Consider the following 17953-nt stretch of genomic DNA (forward strand, 5'->3'; position numbering starts at 1 on the left):
CCATAATAAATGAAATCATGAAACTTATCAACCTTTTCAAAATAATGGGTTTGTCCAGAACACCAGTTCACAGTAACGAACCCGAAAATGAACTCAATCTGCATCACCACGATTTAACCGATGGCTGTGAATTACTGGATGAAACCGTACACATGCAGGATCAGCCATTTGACGAGAACGAAGAAGAAGATTATACTTCTATTTCTTAAAAATAAAACAAGCATGTCTGTGCCCCTAAAGACATGCTTGTTTTCAATATTGTAAACAAAAAATAAAATACAATCATGTATATAGGTAAATCGTATAAATTATCAGAGTTTATTATCTGGACCAGAAAAAGCATTTATGTACTGCTTGTTATCAGCATTGTACCTACTGTTTTATATGAAGTTTTTGATTTAAAATGGCTCGGAATTTCCTGGACTGTCGTCGCTTTATTAGGAACAGCAACTGCCTTTATTGTAGGTTTTAAAAACACACAGACGTATAACAGAACGGTTGAAGCACAGCAAATTTGGACTTTTATATTAAATACCAGCCGTTCATGGGGAATCATGAGTCGGGATTTTGTAAACGATCCAGAGAAATCAAAACTGCTTATTTATCGTCATTTTGCCTGGCTTACCGCATTGCGATACGAAATGCGTTCGTACCGTATTTGGGAAGCAAGCCAGAAAAAGCACAATGCAGAATATCAGCAGTTTTATTATGTTATTCCCGAAAATGAAATTAGCCTTGAAGATGAATTATCAAAATTTCTTTCTCCCGAAGAGTTAGAATATATTCTAAAAACTAAAAATAAAGCAACACAAATTATGGCGCTTCAAAGCAAAACATTAAAAAAGTTGTTTGATGACGAAGAAATTGTCCTGCTTCAGTTTGTTGATTTTCAAAGAACCATAAAAGATTTTTACGCACAGCAGGGCAGAAGCGAGCAATTAAAAGACTCTCCGTATCCGAGACAATATGCGATTATAAATACACTGCTGGTGCATTTATTTTGTTTTTTGCTTCCGTTTGGTTTACTAAAAGAATTTGATAAAATGAATGACACGGTTACCGGCATTGCACAAGGAAATATGGTTTGGCTGGTGATTCCGTTTAGTGTTATTATTTCGTGGATGTATACTTCGCTTGGACAAGTGGGAGAGAGCACCGAAAATCCTTTTGAAGGAAATGCGAACGATGTACCTATCTCGCAAATATCTAAGATTATTGAGATTGATTTGAGAGAGATGTTAGGGGAGACGGATTTGCCGGTTTTGGCTGAGGCGCAGCATAATATTGTGTTGTGACGGATCTTTTTAATATTTAAAAAAAGCCTGTAAACAATAAAGTTTACGGGCTTTTTGTATGGTGAATACGATTCTAAAAACTTAATTTTCTGTTTATATAAATGTTTATTTGTATAATTTTATTTTTTGATTTAATTGATAAGTTGATTTTCGATAGAAAACCATAACATTATTGTTTTAATGTGGTCTATAAAAATTAAAAGATATATTTGAATTCATCAATTGAAGAATCATATATAAATTTGTGAATATCCCACTCGCCTCGAGGTGCACGCACCTCAAGCTTTTGAGCCATTATTGCTTTTTCTCCATCTGTACGAAGGTTTATCATTCCATAAGTTGTTACTAATCTCTCTTTATATTGTTTTTCCTGTGGGGTAGTAGCAACTTGTTTTGCTGCCAATTTAAATTCAGGAGTTGAACGAGCCAATTCAGTAGAAAAAATGAGGGATCGCTTCCCGCGACTATATTTTCCAATAGTGCCAAGGGTATCAGGTCGAGGATGAGCATGAGGTTCTTCGTCCCCACTTGATATAACTGTTGCCATAGGATATATAGCACTTAAAAACTCGCTTGTAAAGTCTGAACTTCCATGATGACAGGATTTAGCAATATCAGCTCCAAAAGTTTTTCTGGCAAGAGTTATCGTATTTTCTATTTCTTCTTCAGCCTCTTTGCGTATTGAATCATCTCCTGATTTTTAATTTTTTTCTTAGAGCATCTAAATCAGATTTAGTATAATGTTTCTAGGTCAAGAGGATATAATAGCGGTGGAGATGTAAATATTGAATATCTGTTCAAGAAAATCGATATAACAGAATCACTAACGTTTTAAAGGACTTTCAAAAATGTAGTATGTAGTATGGGTTTAAAATAATTTCCTATTGTTACCATACAATAATCGTACAAATATAAAAGCATAAAAACCGCAAAGACTTTATTACTAGTCTAATGCGGTTTTTTTCAGTGGAGTCGCCGGGAATCGAACCCGGGTCCAAACAAGCAACTAAAGAGCTTTCTACACGTTTATTTCCTGATTAGATTTTCGATGTTAAGCTAGGCCAGAAACAGCCACCGAACACTTATCTTCTTAATTTTCGAAACCCACCCGAAGCTCATGGATCTCTAGGTTTATTTTTACGGTTCCCCTTGACGGAACGCCACAAACCAAGGCTTTCCAGGAGAATCCAGCTTCTCTACCTTGTAGAGACGTGGCGCAATCTTACTATGATTCGGATTATGCAGCTAAAGCGTAATTATTTTCGCCGTGTAAAAGTTTGAGATCTTATATTTACGAGCAAGGTCTCAATGCTCGACGTGCTTACTGTTCAATTCGACTTGCTGTCAAAACCAGTCGACCCCAAAAATGAGTCTGCAAATTTAGAGTATTTGAAATTACTTTCTACTAAAATTTTCAGAAAAATTCGAAAGTCAAAAGTCGAAAGTTATAAAGTTTTTAAAGTCACATGCTTGATTACGATTGTTTCTTTTTATTTCACCCAATTGGTGTAGTTAAAAAACAACAAAGTCAATACTGGCAACAATTTTAAGACTTTACAACTTTCGACTTTATTACTATTTTATTCTTCGTCTTTAAAATTAAAAGGATAATCTCCAAAAATTGGAGCTAATTTGCGAACAGCATAAGTGTTTCTTGTCATTTTATTAGACAATGCTATAATGGTAACATGCTCTTTCATTAAAGTAATGTAAGATGAGGTATTGCCATGCCACCATCCATTATGAAAATAAAAGTTTTGACCCGTTTCCCAATTAATCATTCGAATTCCAAGACCGTAATTTTTAGTTCCTTTACGCTCATTACTATAACCTGTATAAACTTGTTTTAGTAATTCAGGTTTCAAAAAGTCCGGTGATTGTCTTGCACGATCAAATTTTAGAAGATCTCTTACAGTAGAAAAGACGTTTTTGTCTCCGTAAACATTATCTAAATAGTCAAAACCAATTTCTACACCATTTCCTTTGTATGAAGGAACAATCGTTTTTTTGTCTTTATCATCATCAAAAACATAGGTATGCGTCATTCCTAAAGGTTTGAAAATCATTTCACTCATTGCTTCTTTATAGCTTAAACCAGTGATTTTTTCAATGATGAGAGCCAGCATTGCATAATTGGTATTACAATAGCTGAAACGGGTTCCGGTTTTAGATTCTAAACCAATATCTTTAGTAGCCAAAAGCTCTAAAATGTCTTTATTGGTCAGCTGATTATGCCTGTCCCAAACCGATTTGTCGTGATCTGTAAAATAAGCATAATTACGCATTCCGGTACGGTGGCTTAAAAGCATTCTAATCGTGCAGTCTTCGTAAGGAAACGTTTTTAAAATTGTATTTACTTTTTGATCTAAATCTATTTTACCGGCATTCACCAATTTTAAAACTGCAGTTGCAGTCAATACTTTGCTTACAGAAGCAATCTGTACAGGCGTTTCTGCTGTAATTTTAGTTCCTTCATTTTTATTGGCAAAACCATTGTATCTTTCGTAAATGATCTGACCATTTCGAGCAACTAAAAAGCTTCCGTTCATGCTGTTGTTGGGCCAGTTTTTATAATAAAAATGATTTATTCTGCCAATTACCGAATTTTTATAAGCCTGTGAAATTTTCTTTTCAGAACCTAACGGCTTCATTTTAGGTAATGTATCTTCGACTATAGGAGTAGTAGCTTTTTTTGTTTTATTGTCATTACCACAAGAGCTTAAAACTAGTACAGAGAAAAGTATTTGTGGTATCTTTGTTTTTTTAAGGAAAATCATTTGCATCGTTCTTTAAAAACAAATATATCGAATTCAATTTTGTTATATTCTCAGTTTTTGATGGTTTAAAAACATGGTTTTAACATAATTTTAAGAACTGTTTTTTTTATTTCTTTGTTTTTCAGCCACTAACGGTTTTTAAACATTCTAAATAGTAAATTAGAAACAAAAATTTAACTATATTTGTTATATTTGAAACAAATACGATGTGAAAAGTTATATTATTAAATGCTTTAAATTTATTTAAATGAAATTTGGAATAATAAAAGAAAGAAAAAACCCACCAGACAGAAGAGTTGTTTTTTCTCCAAATGAGCTGACAAAACTAAAACAGCTTTACCATGAAGCTTCTGTTGAAGTAGAAAGTTCAGACATTAGAGTTTTTTCTGATGCAGAATATAAAAATATGGGAATAAACGTTACAGAAGATGTTTCGGATTGTGATGTTCTTTTTGGTGTAAAAGAAGTTCCTGTTGACAATTTAATTCCAAACAAAGCATATTTCTTTTTTTCTCATACGATAAAAAAACAGCCTTATAACAAGAAATTACTTCAGGCGATTTTAGAAAAAAAAATTGACTTATACGATCATGAAACAATTGTCGATTCGTTGGATCGTCGATTAATTGGTTTTGGAAAATATGCCGGAATGGTTGGTGTGTATAACGGAATCCGAGCCTTCGGAATTAAATTCGAATTATTTAAACTTCCAAAAGCTGAAACCCTTTCAGGAAAAGAAGCCTTGATTATGCATTTAAAACGCATTACAATGCCGGCTTTAAAATTTGTAATTACCGGAACAGGAAAGGTGGGGAGCGGTGCAAAAGAAATTTTGGATGCTATTAAAATAAAAGAAATCACGGTAGATAATTACCTCACTAAAAAATATGCGCAGGCAGTGTATGTTCAGTTAGACGTTTTAGAATATAATAAACGTATAGACGGTCAGGTTTTAGATTTTAATGATTTTGTCGAAAATCCGGAAGCTTACACTTCAGATTTTGAAAAATTCACGAAAGTTTCAGATATCTACTTTGCCGGTCATTTTTATGCAAGTAATGCTCCTATGATTTTGACCAGAGAAATGTTAAACGCAAGTGACTGCAAACTAAAAGTTGTGGCTGATATTTCGTGCGATGTAAACGGTCCAATTGCCAGTACACTTCGTTCTTCGACAATTGCAGAACCTCTTTATGGTTATTTTCCTTTAGAAGATAAAGAAGTTGATATTTTTCATCCGGCAGCGGTTGTTGTTATGGCGGTTGATAATCTTCCATGTGAAATACCAAAGGATGCCAGCGAAGGTTTTGGAGAACAATTTATGGAGCACGTAATTCCAGCTTTTTTCAACGGAGACAAAGACGGAATTTTAAAACGCGCCAAAATCACAGAAAACGGAAAACTTACAGAAAGATTCAGCTATTTACAAGATTATGTAGACGGTAAATAAGTTATGAGTTAAGAGTTATGAATTATGAGTTAACTTACTAATTCATAATTATCTTAAAAAACAAAAAGTTAAAAACATTATGTTTTTAACTTTTTTTACATTTAACAATGAGCAAAACTCATAACTCATAACTCATAATTCATAACTCTTAACTTAAAATTACACCATTTCTTCCGGTTTTACCCAGGCATCAAAATCTTCTGGGGAAACATAGCCTAAACGAACCGCTTCTTCTTTTAGCGTTGTTCCGTTTTTGTGAGCGGTTTGAGCAATTTCGGCAGCTTTGTAATAACCAATTTTTGTGTTTAAAGCCGTTACAAGCATCAGAGAATTATCTACTAATTCTTTAATACGTTTGTGATTTGGTTCGATTCCCTGTGCGCAATGTTCGTCAAAAGAAACACAAGCGTCTCCAAGTAAACGCGCCGATTGAAGAAAGTTTGCAGCCATTACTGGTTTAAAAACATTCAATTCATAATGTCCCTGCATTCCGCCAACCGCAATTGCCATATCGTTTCCGATAATCTGAGCGCAAACCATTGTTAAAGCTTCACATTGTGTTGGATTTACTTTTCCGGGCATAATAGATGACCCTGGTTCGTTTTCCGGAATATGAATTTCTCCAATTCCTGAACGAGGACCCGAAGCTAACATTCTAACATCATTAGCAATTTTGTTTAGTGAAACAGCCAATTGTTTTAATGCTCCGTGCGTTTCAACAATAGCATCGTGCGCTGCTAAAGCTTCAAATTTATTTTCGGCAGTAATAAAAGGATGTTTAGTAAATTGAGCGATGTATTCCGCAACTTTAACGTCGTAACCTTTTGGTGTATTTAATCCCGTTCCAACTGCGGTTCCTCCCAAAGCAATTTCAGATAAATGGGCTAAAGTATTTTTAAGCGCTTTTAATCCAAAAGCTAATTGAGCTGCATAACCTGAAATTTCTTGTCCAAGTGTTAAAGGCGTTGCATCCATTAAGTGCGTACGGCCAATTTTTACAACGTCCTTAAATTCAGCAGCTTTTTTTACTAAAGTAGCGTGTAGTTTTTCAACTCCCGGAATGGTAGTTTCTACCACCATTTTGTAAGCTGCAATGTGCATTCCGGTTGGGAAAGTATCATTTGATGACTGTGACTTATTTACATCATCATTTGCTTTTATAAATTGTTCGCCTTCGCCAATTTCAAAACCTTTTAAAACTTGAGCACGATTGGCAATTACTTCATTGACGTTCATGTTGCTTTGCGTGCCTGAACCTGTCTGCCAAATTACAAGTGGGAATTGATCGTCTAATTTCCCTTCCAGAATTTCGTCGCAGACTGCAGCAATTGCATCTCTTTTTTCTATTGGTAAAACACCCAAATCATAATTAGCATAAGCTGCGGCTTTTTTTAGATAAGCAAATCCTTCGATGATTTCCTGAGGCATCGAACCTGAATTTCCAATTTTAAAATTATTTCTTGAACGTTCTGTTTGCGCACCCCAATACTTATCGGCAGGGACCTGAACTTCGCCCATGGTGTCTTTTTCTATTCTGTATTTCATTTTGTTGTAAATATGTTGTTTGTAAAATGTATTCTGTAAAATGGTTTTTATTTCTAAGTTGAAAAATGAAGTTCTTTTGAAAAAGGATGGCCTAGCCCTGATGGGAACGGCATCCTTTTATGGTGGGGTTCACCATAAAAGATATAGTGGACAGCAGGTTTCAGCTCCTGAAAACACTCATGTTCTTCTAATTTAGATAGTTGAATAATTTATCGAAAAAAAAGCTTATTTAAAATGAGTATAAATATACGGATAAATGTTATTTCATGAAAATTGATTTAGATTTTATTGCTGAGGAAAAATATATAGCCTACATTTGTGGTAACATTCAAAAATTCCGGAAAACATGTTTGAATTTTCACAGTACTTAGGCTTTTTACTTTTCTTAACCATACTAACTATAGGGTTTTGGTTAATGTTTTTCTTGGTTGGTTTCGTATCTTATTGGGTTACGGGAGCTAGCTGGGAAATGTTCAAAGAAAAGAGAGCTAAAAAAAGACAAGAAGAACAATCAGTTAAATATTAATTGATTTCATAAAAAAGGACCCGTGAAAACGAGTCCTTTTTTTTATTAAATTTCAATACTTAAATTCCAAATTCCAATAAAAATAAATTCCAATAAAAAATTCCAAATTCCAAGTGTAAAAATTGGAATTTGGAATTTTTAATATTGGAATTTAACCTATGTTATCCCGGAAAGTCTCCGCCACCTTCTCCGCCGCCATCATTTTTAGGCTGTGCGTTTTTGTCTCTTTCACCTTTTGCTTTATTGAAACGATACGTAAATGATAAATTAAATTGACGTTTACGGAACTGCATTTCGCTGTATGATATTTGATTTTCAAGATAAGTATATGATTTCATGATTCTTGAATTGAAAACATCGCTAATATTGAATGCAATTGTTGCTTTGTCTTTTAGTACATCTTTGCTAAGAGCAGTATTCATACCAAATTGTCCAAGGTTTTTACCCTGAGCTGTTTTTTGTTCTCCATTATACATTCCGGTTAACTGCCAGTCAATTTTGTATGGTAAAGTAACTTTTGAATTGATTCTTGCAAACCAAGAGTTTGCTTGGTTATCAAGATTTTGTACTATAAGGTCGCCAGTTACAATATCTGTATAACTGTTTTCTCCTGTCGATTTTACGTTAAAAAAGTTGAAATTACTGTTTAATTTCCACCATTTAAACGGAGTATAATTGAATGTAAATTCAAAACCAAATTTTTGTTCTTTTCCTAAATTGATAGGTCGGCTTAAAATTACCGGTATTCCATTTACTAATTCTCCGGTTGGAGTTCTAACAAAACTGAAAACATCTTTTGTGTCTTCAAAATAAGCAGAAGTACTAAAAGTTACTTTGTCCCATCTTTTAATATATCCTACATCATATTTGTCTGTTAAGGATGGATCTAAGTCCGGATTTCCCTGAAAAATATTAATGTTACTTGAGTAATTTGTTGCCGGGTTCATGAAACGTCCTCTAGGTCTTGATAAACGCTTACTGTAACTCGCCGTAAAATTACTTTGATCTGAGATTTCGTAACTTACAAAAGCACTTGGAAACAAGTTATTGTATTTCTTAGTATTGAAATCGTTTGTATCTAATAAATTAACTTCGATATTGGTATCTTCCCAACGTAAACCAAACAAATAAGAAAATTTATTTACCTTGAAACCATACGATGCATAAAGTGCGTTAATGTTTTCTTTATATTGAAGATTGTTCGATAAATTAGGATCTTTTTGATTGGCAGCATCTGTAACATAATATTCGTTTTCTAAATCTCCAAAACTTCCTTTATAACCTGTTTCAAACTGACTTCCTTTTCCTAATGGTAAAACGTAATCTGCTTGTACTTGTACTTGTTTTTGTACTTGATCGTTTAAGGTAGTATTATAAGTTGGCGAAGCATCAATAATACTATTACTGTCGTCTGTATTTCTTGAAATAGAAAGATCGGCAGTAAGTTTATGTCCTTTATCGTTGAAATTTTTGATTAAGTTTGAAGTGAATTCTACATTTTCACTTCCTGTATCGGCATTGTTTAAACGATATGAAGTTCCTGTAAAATTACGATCAGCATCAAAATTATTATAGTTGATTAAATCTTTGTCTTCACCTGTGTTTTTTTGGTAATTAATAGCGTTTGTCCAAAAAGTGTTTGGTGCAATGGTCCATTCTATACCTGCTCTGGCATTAAAACCATCTCTGATTCTTTTTGTATCACGATCTTCGTCAAGAAAACTTTTTGTAGAGCCGTCTGGATTAAAATATTGAGAGTTTGTTAAACCACCGCCTTCATTAGTTCTGTAGTTATAACCTGCTGTAGTGAAATAGTTTAATTTTTCAGTTTTGTAATTTAAGTTAGCACTCAAACCATATGTTTCAGGAATTCCTGTTGAAGCAATAAAGGTTCCGTTAAGACCTTGATTTTTACCTTTTTTAAGAATGATATTGATGATTCCTGATCCACCTTCGGCGTCATAACGAGCAGATGGATTTGTAATAACTTCAACTTTATCAATTGCATCCGCAGGAAGCTGACGTAAAGCTTCGGCAACGTTTATAGCGTTTGAAGGTCTTCCATCGATTAAAATTCGGATATTGTCACTTCCTCTTAAGCTTACATTTCCTTCGGTATCAACAGAAACAGAAGGGACGTTGTCTAAAACATCGCTTACCGTTCCGCCTTTTACCATCATATCCTGACCAACATTGTAAACTTTTTTATCAAGTTTAATTTCAACGGTAGATTTTTCAGCACGAACCACAACTTCATTTAATTGTGCAGCATCTTCAGATAAATTTACCACACCTAAATTGGTGTCTTCCTGAATACTTTTTTGTTTAATTTCTGTTGATTTAAACGAAATGAATTCTATTTTTATATCATAAGTTCCCGGAGCAACAGCTACTTCAAATTCACCTTTCGGATTGGTTATTCCGCCGGCAATAACTTTTGTGTCATTTGGAGCCATAATCGAAATAGTAGCATATTCAAGCGGCTGCTTGCTTACTTTTTCGAAAACTTTTCCGGTAACCTTAACTTTATTTCTTGCTGGTGGTCCTTGTTGCGCATAGTTGTAAAAGCCTGTAAAAAGCAGCACGAGCATTACAACAAAATTGATTTGTTTCATTTTTTTCTGGTTTCTTTTCTTCTTAGACGGCAAATGTACCTTTTGGTTTAAAGAGAAAGATCACAAAAAAATGTTAATTGATTATTTTATAATCAGTCTAAAAAAGCCGCAACTTTATCCAAATCTCGTCCAATAATAGCTTTTCCGTCTTTTACAACGATAGGTCTTTCTATTAAAATTGGATTATCTACCATTGCCTGAATAGTCTGGTCATCGCTTAATTTTTTTCCTTTATAATTTTCAATCCAGATTTTTTCTTTGGTTCGAACCAATTCATTTGGCTGAATATTTAATTCTTTAAGAAGTTTTTTTAATTCCTCAAAACTGGGAGTATCTGTTAAATAAGGAATTATTTCATATTCTTGGTTGGTATCTTCAATAAAAGCCAAACAGCTTCTCGATTTTCCACAGCGTGGATTATGGTAAATTTGTATCATTTTCTTATATTTAAAGTCTGCTAGAATAAGATCTGTTAAAAAGAGCCGTTATTTAGTACAACAAAAATAGGATTTCCTATTTAAATCGAATTCTCATTTCAAAAAATTTAAATATATGTTTTTAGAGCAAGGAGTTAAACCTGAAAATCATTTTTGGAAATATCTTTTAGGATCTGTTTTTATTATTACAGCTTCATTTGTAGGTCAAATTCCTTTTTCTATTGCGGTTCTTTATAAAAGTTTTAAAGAAAATGCCGTTTTCCCAACCGACAATGATTCGGCTTTAAAAATGTTTGAGCCTAATCTTACCTTATTTTTAGTAATGCTTTCGTTTGTTTTTGCTTTTGCCGGAATATATTTCGTCGTAAAATATATGCACCATCAAACGCTTTTATCGGTAACAACAGGACGAAAAAAAGTAGATTGGAACAGGATTTTATTTTCTTTCCTGCTTTGGGCTTTATTTTCTGTAATCAGTTTTCTGGTACTTTATTTTCAATCTCCGGAAAAATTTGTCTGGAATTTTAAATTAGTTCCCTTTTTGATTTTAGCAGTTATAGGAACAATTTTGATTCCCATTCAAACCAGTACAGAAGAATATGTTTTTAGAGGATATTTGATGCAGGGTTTTGCTAACCTGGCCAAAAATAAATGGTTTCCGTTAGTTATGACTTCACTGATATTTGGTTCCATGCACATTCTTAATCCCGAAGTGACCAAGATGGGATATATTATCATGGTTTATTATATAGGAACGGGATTGTTTTTGGGAATTATTACTTTAATGGATGACGGAATGGAATTGGCTCTGGGCTTTCATGCTGCAAATAATCTTATTGGAGCTTTATTGGTAACTTCAGATTGGTCTGTTTTTCAGACACATTCTATTTTTAAAGATATGTCAGATCCTTCTGCCGGTGCAGATGTTATTTTACCGGTTGTGATCGTTTATCCTATTTTGCTTTTCATTTTTAGTAAAAAGTACAAATGGACCAATTGGAAAGAGAAATTAACAGGTAAAATTGATGAATCAGAAAATGAAGTATCAGAATTTTTAAATTTAAACTAACAGGATCATGCCAAACTTAACACATAAAAATGTACATAATTATTTTAAACTTGATGGCTACCATTTAAATGCTGCAGATTTATGCCGCATTGGATATAGTTTTATCAAAGAAGGCGATGTTTATGAACGTGCCATTGGAGAGTTTTTTCTGGATTGGTTCGATCATAAAGATTATATCGAAATGACAACTTCTGGAACAACAGGACTTCCTAAGTTGGTTAGATTAGAAAAGCAAGCCATGATTCAGTCTGCATTAGCAACAGGAGATTTTTTTGGTTTAGAACCTGGAAATAGAGCTTTGCTTTGCTTGCCAACTCAGTTTATTGCAGGAAAAATGATGCTGGTTCGCAGTTTAATTTTAGGTTTAGAACTGGATGTTGTAGTTCCAAGTATAGAACCATTGGCTTATAATAATAAACAATACGATTTTGCTGCGATGGTTCCTTTGCAGGTTCAGAATTCTATTGAAAAATTAAAGAATATAAAAAAGTTAATTATTGGTGGAGCAAAAACAGACAGCGACCTTATAGAGAAGCTTTTGCCATTTAAAACAGAGATTTACGAAACGTACGGAATGACCGAAACGATAACGCATATTGCGGCTAAAAGAGTAGGAGAAACTGCTTTTACAATTCTGCCAAATGTAAAAATCGAAAAAGACGATCGCGGCTGTCTGGTAATTTATGTTTCTTCAATTTCTGAAGAACCAATTGTTACTAATGATTTAGTTGATTTAGTAAACGAAAATCAATTTATATTTTTGGGAAGGATTGATAATGTGATTAATAGTGGAGGAGTAAAGTTGATTCCGGAGCAGATTGAAGCAAAATTAATTGGCAGAATCAGTAATCGCTTTTTTGTAACTGGCGTTCCTGATACTGTTTTAGGAGAAAAACTAATTTTAGTTATTGAAGGCGAAAAATATGATTTTTCTGCTGACTTTTTTGATGTTTTAGGAAAATTTGAAAGACCAAAAGAAATTGTTTTTGTTCCGAAGTTTAAGGAAAACAAAAACGGGAAATTATTGCGTAAGTCGAGTTTACGATAGGAAAATATATAAAAAATCCAATATTTTAAATTCCAAATTCCAATTTTATAGTTGGGGTTTGGGATTTTTTTTGTGCGTAGTGTTAAGTCCATACGGGACTAGTGTTGATGTCGCCTTCGTATGTAACCGATATTTAATCTCTACGAGATATTCCAAAAAAGTGTAAAATGTTTAAAGATATTAAAACCCTAAGTTAAACTCCGTTAGGAGTTAAATATTGGTAGAAAAAAAATGAGTACCAATAAAATTGTCCCGTAGGGACTAAACAATTATGGAAGTAAAATATCCAAAAATAAAAATTCCAAACCCCAACTATAAAATTGGAATTTGGAATTTAAAATATTAAATTTTTATTTTGTTTTACGTTCTAGTAATGCCATATAAAATCCATCAAAACCAGATTCTGAAGCCAGTATTTTACGATCTTGAATAAACGTAAATTCTTTTCCGATATCTGTTTTTAAGAATTTCTCTACTTGTTCCTGATTTTCAGATGGTAAAACAGAGCAGGTTGCATAAACTAATTTTCCGCCTGGTTTTACAATTTTAGAATAGCTTTCTAAAACCTCGCTCTGAACTTTACGAATGTTATCGATGAATTCAGGTTGTAATTTCCATTTAGAATCTGGGTTTCTTTTTAAAACTCCTAAACCGCTGCAAGGCGCATCAATTAAAACACGATCTGCTTTTTCATGCAGTTTTTTGATCACTTTTGTAGTGTCAATAATGCGGTATTCAATATTAAAAGCACCATTTCTTTTTGCTCTTAATTTTAATTGTTTTAGTTTACTTTCGTACAAATCCATTGCAATCAATTGTCCTTTGTTTTCCATTAAAGAAGCAATATGCAATGTTTTTCCACCCGCTCCGGCGCAAGTATCAACAACACGCATTCCGGGTTTAACATCAAGGAAACCAGCTACTAATTGTGAGTTAGCATCCTGAACTTCAAAAAGTCCTTGTTTAAAAGCATCTGTTAAAAATACATTTGCTCTTTCTTTTAAAACTAAAGCTTCAGGCTGATCTTTTAAATATTCTGTTTCAATATTTAAATCCATCAACGTGTTTCTCAGGTTTTCTTTAGTGCCTTTAAGTGTGTTAGTTCTTAAAATAACTTTTGCAGGCTGATTTTGAGCAGCAATTTCTTTTGCCCAAACTTTTTCACCAAGTTCTTTAACGCCTAATTCGTCCATCCAGTCCGGGATAGATTCTTTTAAAGCTCTAACTTTTGAAAGTTCGTCAAAACGACCTTTTATTTTTCTTTCCGGAGTTCCTTCTAATTGTCTCCAATCCGGAATTGGATATCCTCTTAAAACTGCCCAAACCGCAAACATTCTCCATAAATTGTCTCTGTCGTAAGGTTCTTTTACTTCTGCAATTTCTGCATATAAACGTTTCCAGCGAACAATTTCATATATCGTTTCAGCAACAAATTTCCTGTCAGAACTTCCCCAACGTTTGTCTTTTTTTAATGCTCTTGCTACCACTTTATCGGCATATTCTCCTTCATTGAAAATTGCATTCAAAGAATCGATGGTAGTATAAACTAAATTTCTGTGTAATCTCATTTTAATTATTTGAGTTGCAAAGGTACTATTAATTGATTGAAAGTTAAATTTTTAATTATGATTGTTATTTAGCTTTCTTTTAAAAGAGAAAAACACTCTGATAAAGTTTTAAAAGAGTGTTTTTCTGAAGAGATTTCTGCAAGCAGATTATTCTTTTGTAGTTATTCTTGTCAATCCGATATTTTCAGGAGCATGAAGCACCATCGGGAATTTTTCTATTTTTACTGAGCTGCTGTCTAATCCAAAAGCTCTTTCTTCAGATAAACTCAGTTTCTTAATGAAGAAGTAAGAGTTCATGATAATATTTTCGTGCCATCTTAAGTCATTGTCATTTGATAAGAATTTCTCAGACAATACAAATTTAAAGTCACCAATAATGTTGTTTTTGTTTAAAGATTCGTAACGGCTCGTAATATCAACTTCTCCGCGTTTTACCATGTCACGAATAACTTCTCTAAACATTAAATTGATTTTCGTAGGCTCTCTAAAACCTAAGTTAAAATCGATTCTGTAAATATCGTCTTTGGCAATTTCGGTAACTTTATATTGCGTTTTATAAGGTTCAGTAAGAATATTTACGTGTACAAACCAATAAATATCAGCTCTTTTTGGACGTTTTTGTAAAATCGAATAAATTACTTTTTCCTCCAGTTCGTCAACACGGTTTGCATTTGTCATGTAAACTAAATGCGTTGCATATTTCGGAATCGATAAATCTTTACTCAACTCAACCAATACCTTTTTATAATCCTCAATCTTGATGATTTTAGTATAACTTTTGTTGATTTTCTTAGCCAAATACCAAATTGTCATTATCGAAATAAGAAGCGTTGCAATGATTAAAGTTACGTAACCTCCTTCGGCAAATTTTGTAATGTTCGCAATCAAGAAACTAAATTCAATCAATAAATAAATAGTGATAAGCGGAACCATGAAGTATAGTTTTACACGTTTCATGATTAAATAATAGTTCAGCAAAATGGTTGTCATGATCATGCATAAAATGATTGCTAAACCATAAGCATGCTCCATATTTCCTGATTTTTCGAAGTGTAATACAATTCCAACACAACCAAAAAACAATAACCAGTTAATTGACGGAATATATAATTGTCCTTTTACTTCTGTAGGATATTTAATTTTCACCTTTGGCCAGAAATTCAAACGCATTGCCTCATTTATCAAAGTAAATGATCCGCTGATAAGAGCCTGAGATGCAATTACAGCTGCTAAAGTTGCGACTACAATTCCGAATGGTAAAAACCAATGCGGCATAATTAAGTAAAACGGATTTCCGTTTTCTCCTCCCAATTGCTGTAATGTACTTCCTTCATGATGAATTAAGTAAGCAGCCTGACCAAAGTAGTTTAATACTAAAGTAGTTTTTACAAAAATCCAGCTGATTCTAATGTTTTTTCTACCGCAGTGTCCCATATCTGAGTACAATGCTTCGGCTCCTGTTGTACATAAAAATACAAATCCAAGAACAAAAAAACCATCAGGATGAACTGAAAGTAAATGATAAGCGTAGTAAGGATTTATAGCTTTAATAACTTCCGGGAAGTGAATAATTTGTATAATACCTAAAGTTCCAAGCATGGCAAACCAAATAAGCATCATTGGTGCGAAAAACTTACCAACTAACTTAGTTCCAAACTGCTGTATGGTAAATAAGATAAAAAGAATAGTAATTACAATAGAAATAATGGTCTTCGTTTCCATTGTAGGATAGAATGCCCTAATACCTTCAACTGCAGATGAAATCGAAATGGGTGGTGTTATAATACCATCAGCAAGCAGGGCACTTCCCCCAATAATGGCGGGCACAATGAGCCACTGAATTTTTGTCTTTTTGACTAATGCATATAATGCGAAAATTCCACCTTCACCATGATTATCGGCACTTAAAGTAATTAGAACATACTTTATTGTAGTTTGTAAAGTAAGAGTCCAGAAAACACAGGAAATACCTCCCAATACAATGTCAGCATTTATGGTATGATCGCCAAGAATAGCTTTCATTACATACAATGGAGACGTACCAATATCTCCATAAATAATCCCTAATGTTATCAATAAACCTCCAATAGACAACTTACTATGTAAGTTTTTATGCGATGCGCTCATGTATGTTTTTAATAAAAGACGGTTGCAAATTTACTGTTTTAAAACAAATTAGCAGCTATTATAATTAAAAAGATAAAAAAAAGCACAATCCCCAAATTGTGCTTTTAATTTTTAATATAAATTGAGATATTCTTAACCTCTTCTTCCGCCGCCTCTATTGCTTGAACTGCTTTCTCTTTGTGGCTGGCTGGCTCTGGATTCCTGACTCACTCTTGGTGATTCAGAACGCTGTGGAGCACTTTGAGGTCTTGAAGCGTTTGAGTTGTTTTGAGAACTTGATCTGTTTTCGTAGCTTCTTGGAGTTTCCGTTCTTTGAACTGGAGCAGATTGAGTTGTATTTGGTCTGCTTGCTCTGTTTTCAGAATAACTTCTAGGCGCTTCATTTGTTTGTGAAGAAGTTCTGTTAGAATAATTTCTGTTTTCTGAGTTTCCTCTCGGAGCAGTAGCAGTAGAGTTATTTCTGTTATAATCAGCTCTTGGCTCTGTTCTCGGAGTATTATCTGTTCTTACAGGGGTATTTACAGTCGCGGCATTATCTCTGTTAGTTGTTGCACGATTCGTGTTGTTATAACTTCTGTCAGAATTATTTCTGTTGCTGTTATTGTAATCTCTGTTTGTATTTCTATTTTCTGTAGAAGTTACTCTTCCTGAATTTGATCTGTTAGAGTTGTAAGTATTTTGAGTTCTGTTAGCTTCTCTGCTTGCTACTCTTCTTTGATCTAAATCATATCTGTTGCTTACATTAGAATGTCTTTGAGCAAAACTATTATTTGGTCTCATTCTTTCGTAACCATAAGTACGTCTTGACTCATAAAGAACCGGAGCTCTGTAACTTCTTCTTGTGTTTACATAATTGTAATTGTTGTGAACATTGATACAAACATTTACATTGTTTCTGTATCTGTACACAGGGTAAGGTCTCCATGCTGCATAATAAGTAGGGTAGTAACCCCAATACCAGGTTGAGTAGTATGGTCTGTAATTAGTAACCCAAAATGAAGTATAAATTACTGGAGCTACACTATATACCGGCTCATAAATATAGTTGTCACCATATAAATAAGTATTACCTACAACCTGTACGCTTACTTTATTGTAATTGTCTCTTTCAACATCAATCGTAGCAACATCTTGGTAAACATCACGATCTAAAACCGCCTGAATAATTACAACGTGAGTTCTGTCTTCTACAGATTCAATTACACGTAAATAATCAACCTCGTCGTCGCCGTTTAAATCAAGGTTTGAAATTTGATATTTAGGATCATTTAATCTTCTTTCAAAATCCTGAAGATTAGCAGATTCTCCAAACATAGATGCAACTGCTCTTAAATCTAAATTGTCGCTTATATCTGAGTTTTTTGCGTAAACAGTAGTTTGGCTTTGTGCGCCGCATGAACCAAAAACTAATGCTACAACCGCTATTAAAAGTAATTTCGTTTTCATGATAAAATCATATTAAATTATTTGTGATAGGAGATATCCAATTACTGTGC

Annotated in this window: 14 protein-coding genes and 1 other RNA gene; 6 read left to right on the forward strand and 9 right to left on the reverse strand. The window is 33.5% G+C overall.

Annotated features, from left to right (window positions below; all coding sequences use genetic code 11):
• Positions 1 to 17: 17 nt before the first annotated feature.
• Both ASD98_RS23820 and ASD98_RS07660 read left to right on the forward strand, forming a co-directional pair.
• Positions 18 to 209 carry a hypothetical protein gene (locus tag ASD98_RS23820; RefSeq protein WP_128414793.1) on the forward strand — a complete coding sequence of 64 codons (192 nt, stop codon included), beginning with the start codon at positions 18 to 20 and terminating at the stop codon, positions 207 to 209.
• Positions 210 to 284: 75 nt separating this feature from the next.
• The gene (locus ASD98_RS07660; RefSeq protein ID WP_056202300.1) at positions 285 to 1295 is read left to right on the forward strand and encodes a bestrophin family protein; all 1011 of its coding nucleotides are present in this window, start codon (positions 285 to 287) and stop codon (positions 1293 to 1295) included.
• A gap of 196 nt (positions 1296 to 1491) precedes the next feature.
• Here ASD98_RS07660 and ASD98_RS07665 read toward each other — a convergent pair whose 3' ends face one another.
• The 3 genes from ASD98_RS07665 to ASD98_RS07670 form a co-directional block, all read right to left on the reverse strand.
• Positions 1492 to 1842 carry a hypothetical protein gene (locus tag ASD98_RS07665; protein ID WP_056202302.1) on the reverse strand — a complete coding sequence of 117 codons (351 nt, stop codon included), beginning with the start codon at positions 1840 to 1842 and terminating at the stop codon, positions 1492 to 1494.
• Positions 1843 to 2259: 417 nt separating this feature from the next.
• Positions 2260 to 2657, reverse strand: a transfer-messenger RNA (tmRNA) gene (gene ssrA / locus ASD98_RS23675).
• A gap of 218 nt (positions 2658 to 2875) precedes the next feature.
• Complete coding sequence (locus ASD98_RS07670) at positions 2876 to 4078, reverse strand: serine hydrolase (protein ID WP_056202304.1); 1203 nt, start codon at positions 4076 to 4078, stop codon at positions 2876 to 2878.
• A gap of 241 nt (positions 4079 to 4319) precedes the next feature.
• On the opposite strand from ASD98_RS07670, the gene ASD98_RS07675 reads away from it, so the two are divergent.
• On the forward strand, positions 4320 to 5522 hold the full coding sequence (locus ASD98_RS07675) for an NAD(P)-dependent oxidoreductase (protein ID WP_056202306.1): 1203 nt from the start codon (positions 4320 to 4322) through the stop codon (positions 5520 to 5522).
• A gap of 159 nt (positions 5523 to 5681) precedes the next feature.
• On the opposite strand, the gene fumC is transcribed toward ASD98_RS07675, so the two are convergent.
• Positions 5682 to 7067: a class II fumarate hydratase gene (gene fumC / locus ASD98_RS07680; RefSeq protein ID WP_056202310.1), complete on the reverse strand. Its 1386-nt coding sequence runs from the start codon at positions 7065 to 7067 to the stop codon at positions 5682 to 5684.
• A gap of 346 nt (positions 7068 to 7413) precedes the next feature.
• Between fumC and ASD98_RS24340 the strand changes: the two genes are divergently transcribed.
• A complete protein-coding gene (locus ASD98_RS24340; RefSeq protein WP_056202312.1) occupies positions 7414 to 7593 on the forward strand; it encodes a hypothetical protein in 180 nt (59 codons plus the stop codon).
• A 161-nt stretch (positions 7594 to 7754) separates the two neighbouring features.
• Here the strand turns inward: ASD98_RS24340 and ASD98_RS07690 are convergent, their stop codons facing one another.
• Complete coding sequence (locus ASD98_RS07690) at positions 7755 to 10208, reverse strand: outer membrane beta-barrel family protein (protein WP_056202315.1); 2454 nt, start codon at positions 10206 to 10208, stop codon at positions 7755 to 7757.
• Positions 10209 to 10300: 92 nt separating this feature from the next.
• The gene (arsC, locus tag ASD98_RS07695; RefSeq protein WP_056202318.1) at positions 10301 to 10645 is read right to left on the reverse strand and encodes an arsenate reductase (glutaredoxin); all 345 of its coding nucleotides are present in this window, start codon (positions 10643 to 10645) and stop codon (positions 10301 to 10303) included.
• Between the two features lie 115 nt (positions 10646 to 10760).
• On the opposite strand from arsC, the gene ASD98_RS07700 reads away from it, so the two are divergent.
• On the forward strand, positions 10761 to 11714 hold the full coding sequence (locus ASD98_RS07700; protein ID WP_056202321.1) for a CPBP family intramembrane glutamic endopeptidase: 954 nt from the start codon (positions 10761 to 10763) through the stop codon (positions 11712 to 11714).
• Between the two features lie 7 nt (positions 11715 to 11721).
• Complete coding sequence (locus tag ASD98_RS07705; RefSeq protein WP_056202323.1) at positions 11722 to 12762, forward strand: AMP-binding protein; 1041 nt, start codon at positions 11722 to 11724, stop codon at positions 12760 to 12762.
• Positions 12763 to 13112: 350 nt separating this feature from the next.
• On the opposite strand, the gene ASD98_RS07710 is transcribed toward ASD98_RS07705, so the two are convergent.
• The 3 genes from ASD98_RS07710 to ASD98_RS07720 form a co-directional block, all read right to left on the reverse strand.
• The gene (locus ASD98_RS07710; RefSeq protein ID WP_056202326.1) at positions 13113 to 14330 is read right to left on the reverse strand and encodes an RsmB/NOP family class I SAM-dependent RNA methyltransferase; all 1218 of its coding nucleotides are present in this window, start codon (positions 14328 to 14330) and stop codon (positions 13113 to 13115) included.
• Positions 14331 to 14477: 147 nt separating this feature from the next.
• Positions 14478 to 16457: a KUP/HAK/KT family potassium transporter gene (locus ASD98_RS07715; protein ID WP_056202330.1), complete on the reverse strand. Its 1980-nt coding sequence runs from the start codon at positions 16455 to 16457 to the stop codon at positions 14478 to 14480.
• Between the two features lie 132 nt (positions 16458 to 16589).
• Positions 16590 to 17903, reverse strand: coding sequence for a hypothetical protein (locus ASD98_RS07720; RefSeq protein ID WP_056202333.1), 1314 nt, complete (start codon positions 17901 to 17903; stop codon positions 16590 to 16592).
• Between the last annotated feature and the right edge of the window lie 50 nt (positions 17904 to 17953).

The sequence above is a fragment of the Flavobacterium sp. Root186 genome (assembly GCF_001428525.1).
GTDB lineage: Bacteria > Bacteroidota > Bacteroidia > Flavobacteriales > Flavobacteriaceae > Flavobacterium.

What these genes read in the sequence shown, in the direction of transcription:
- ASD98_RS23820 (WP_128414793.1), top strand. Translation starts at nt 18, where the DNA reads ATGAAACTTATCAACCTTTTCAAAATAATGGGTTTGTCCAGAACACCA.
- ASD98_RS07660 (WP_056202300.1), top strand. Translation starts at nt 285, where the DNA reads ATGTATATAGGTAAATCGTATAAATTATCAGAGTTTATTATCTGGACC.
- ASD98_RS07665 (WP_056202302.1), bottom strand. Translation starts at nt 1,842, where the DNA reads ATGGCAACAGTTATATCAAGTGGGGACGAAGAACCTCATGCTCATCCT.
- ASD98_RS07670 (WP_056202304.1), bottom strand. Translation starts at nt 4,078, where the DNA reads ATGCAAATGATTTTCCTTAAAAAAACAAAGATACCACAAATACTTTTC.
- ASD98_RS07675 (WP_056202306.1), top strand. Translation starts at nt 4,320, where the DNA reads ATGAAATTTGGAATAATAAAAGAAAGAAAAAACCCACCAGACAGAAGA.
- fumC (WP_056202310.1), bottom strand. Translation starts at nt 7,067, where the DNA reads ATGAAATACAGAATAGAAAAAGACACCATGGGCGAAGTTCAGGTCCCT.
- ASD98_RS24340 (WP_056202312.1), top strand. Translation starts at nt 7,414, where the DNA reads ATGTTTGAATTTTCACAGTACTTAGGCTTTTTACTTTTCTTAACCATA.
- ASD98_RS07690 (WP_056202315.1), bottom strand. Translation starts at nt 10,208, where the DNA reads ATGAAACAAATCAATTTTGTTGTAATGCTCGTGCTGCTTTTTACAGGC.
- arsC (WP_056202318.1), bottom strand. Translation starts at nt 10,645, where the DNA reads ATGATACAAATTTACCATAATCCACGCTGTGGAAAATCGAGAAGCTGT.
- ASD98_RS07700 (WP_056202321.1), top strand. Translation starts at nt 10,761, where the DNA reads ATGTTTTTAGAGCAAGGAGTTAAACCTGAAAATCATTTTTGGAAATAT.
- ASD98_RS07705 (WP_056202323.1), top strand. Translation starts at nt 11,722, where the DNA reads ATGCCAAACTTAACACATAAAAATGTACATAATTATTTTAAACTTGAT.
- ASD98_RS07710 (WP_056202326.1), bottom strand. Translation starts at nt 14,330, where the DNA reads ATGAGATTACACAGAAATTTAGTTTATACTACCATCGATTCTTTGAAT.
- ASD98_RS07715 (WP_056202330.1), bottom strand. Translation starts at nt 16,457, where the DNA reads ATGAGCGCATCGCATAAAAACTTACATAGTAAGTTGTCTATTGGAGGT.
- ASD98_RS07720 (WP_056202333.1), bottom strand. Translation starts at nt 17,903, where the DNA reads ATGAAAACGAAATTACTTTTAATAGCGGTTGTAGCATTAGTTTTTGGT.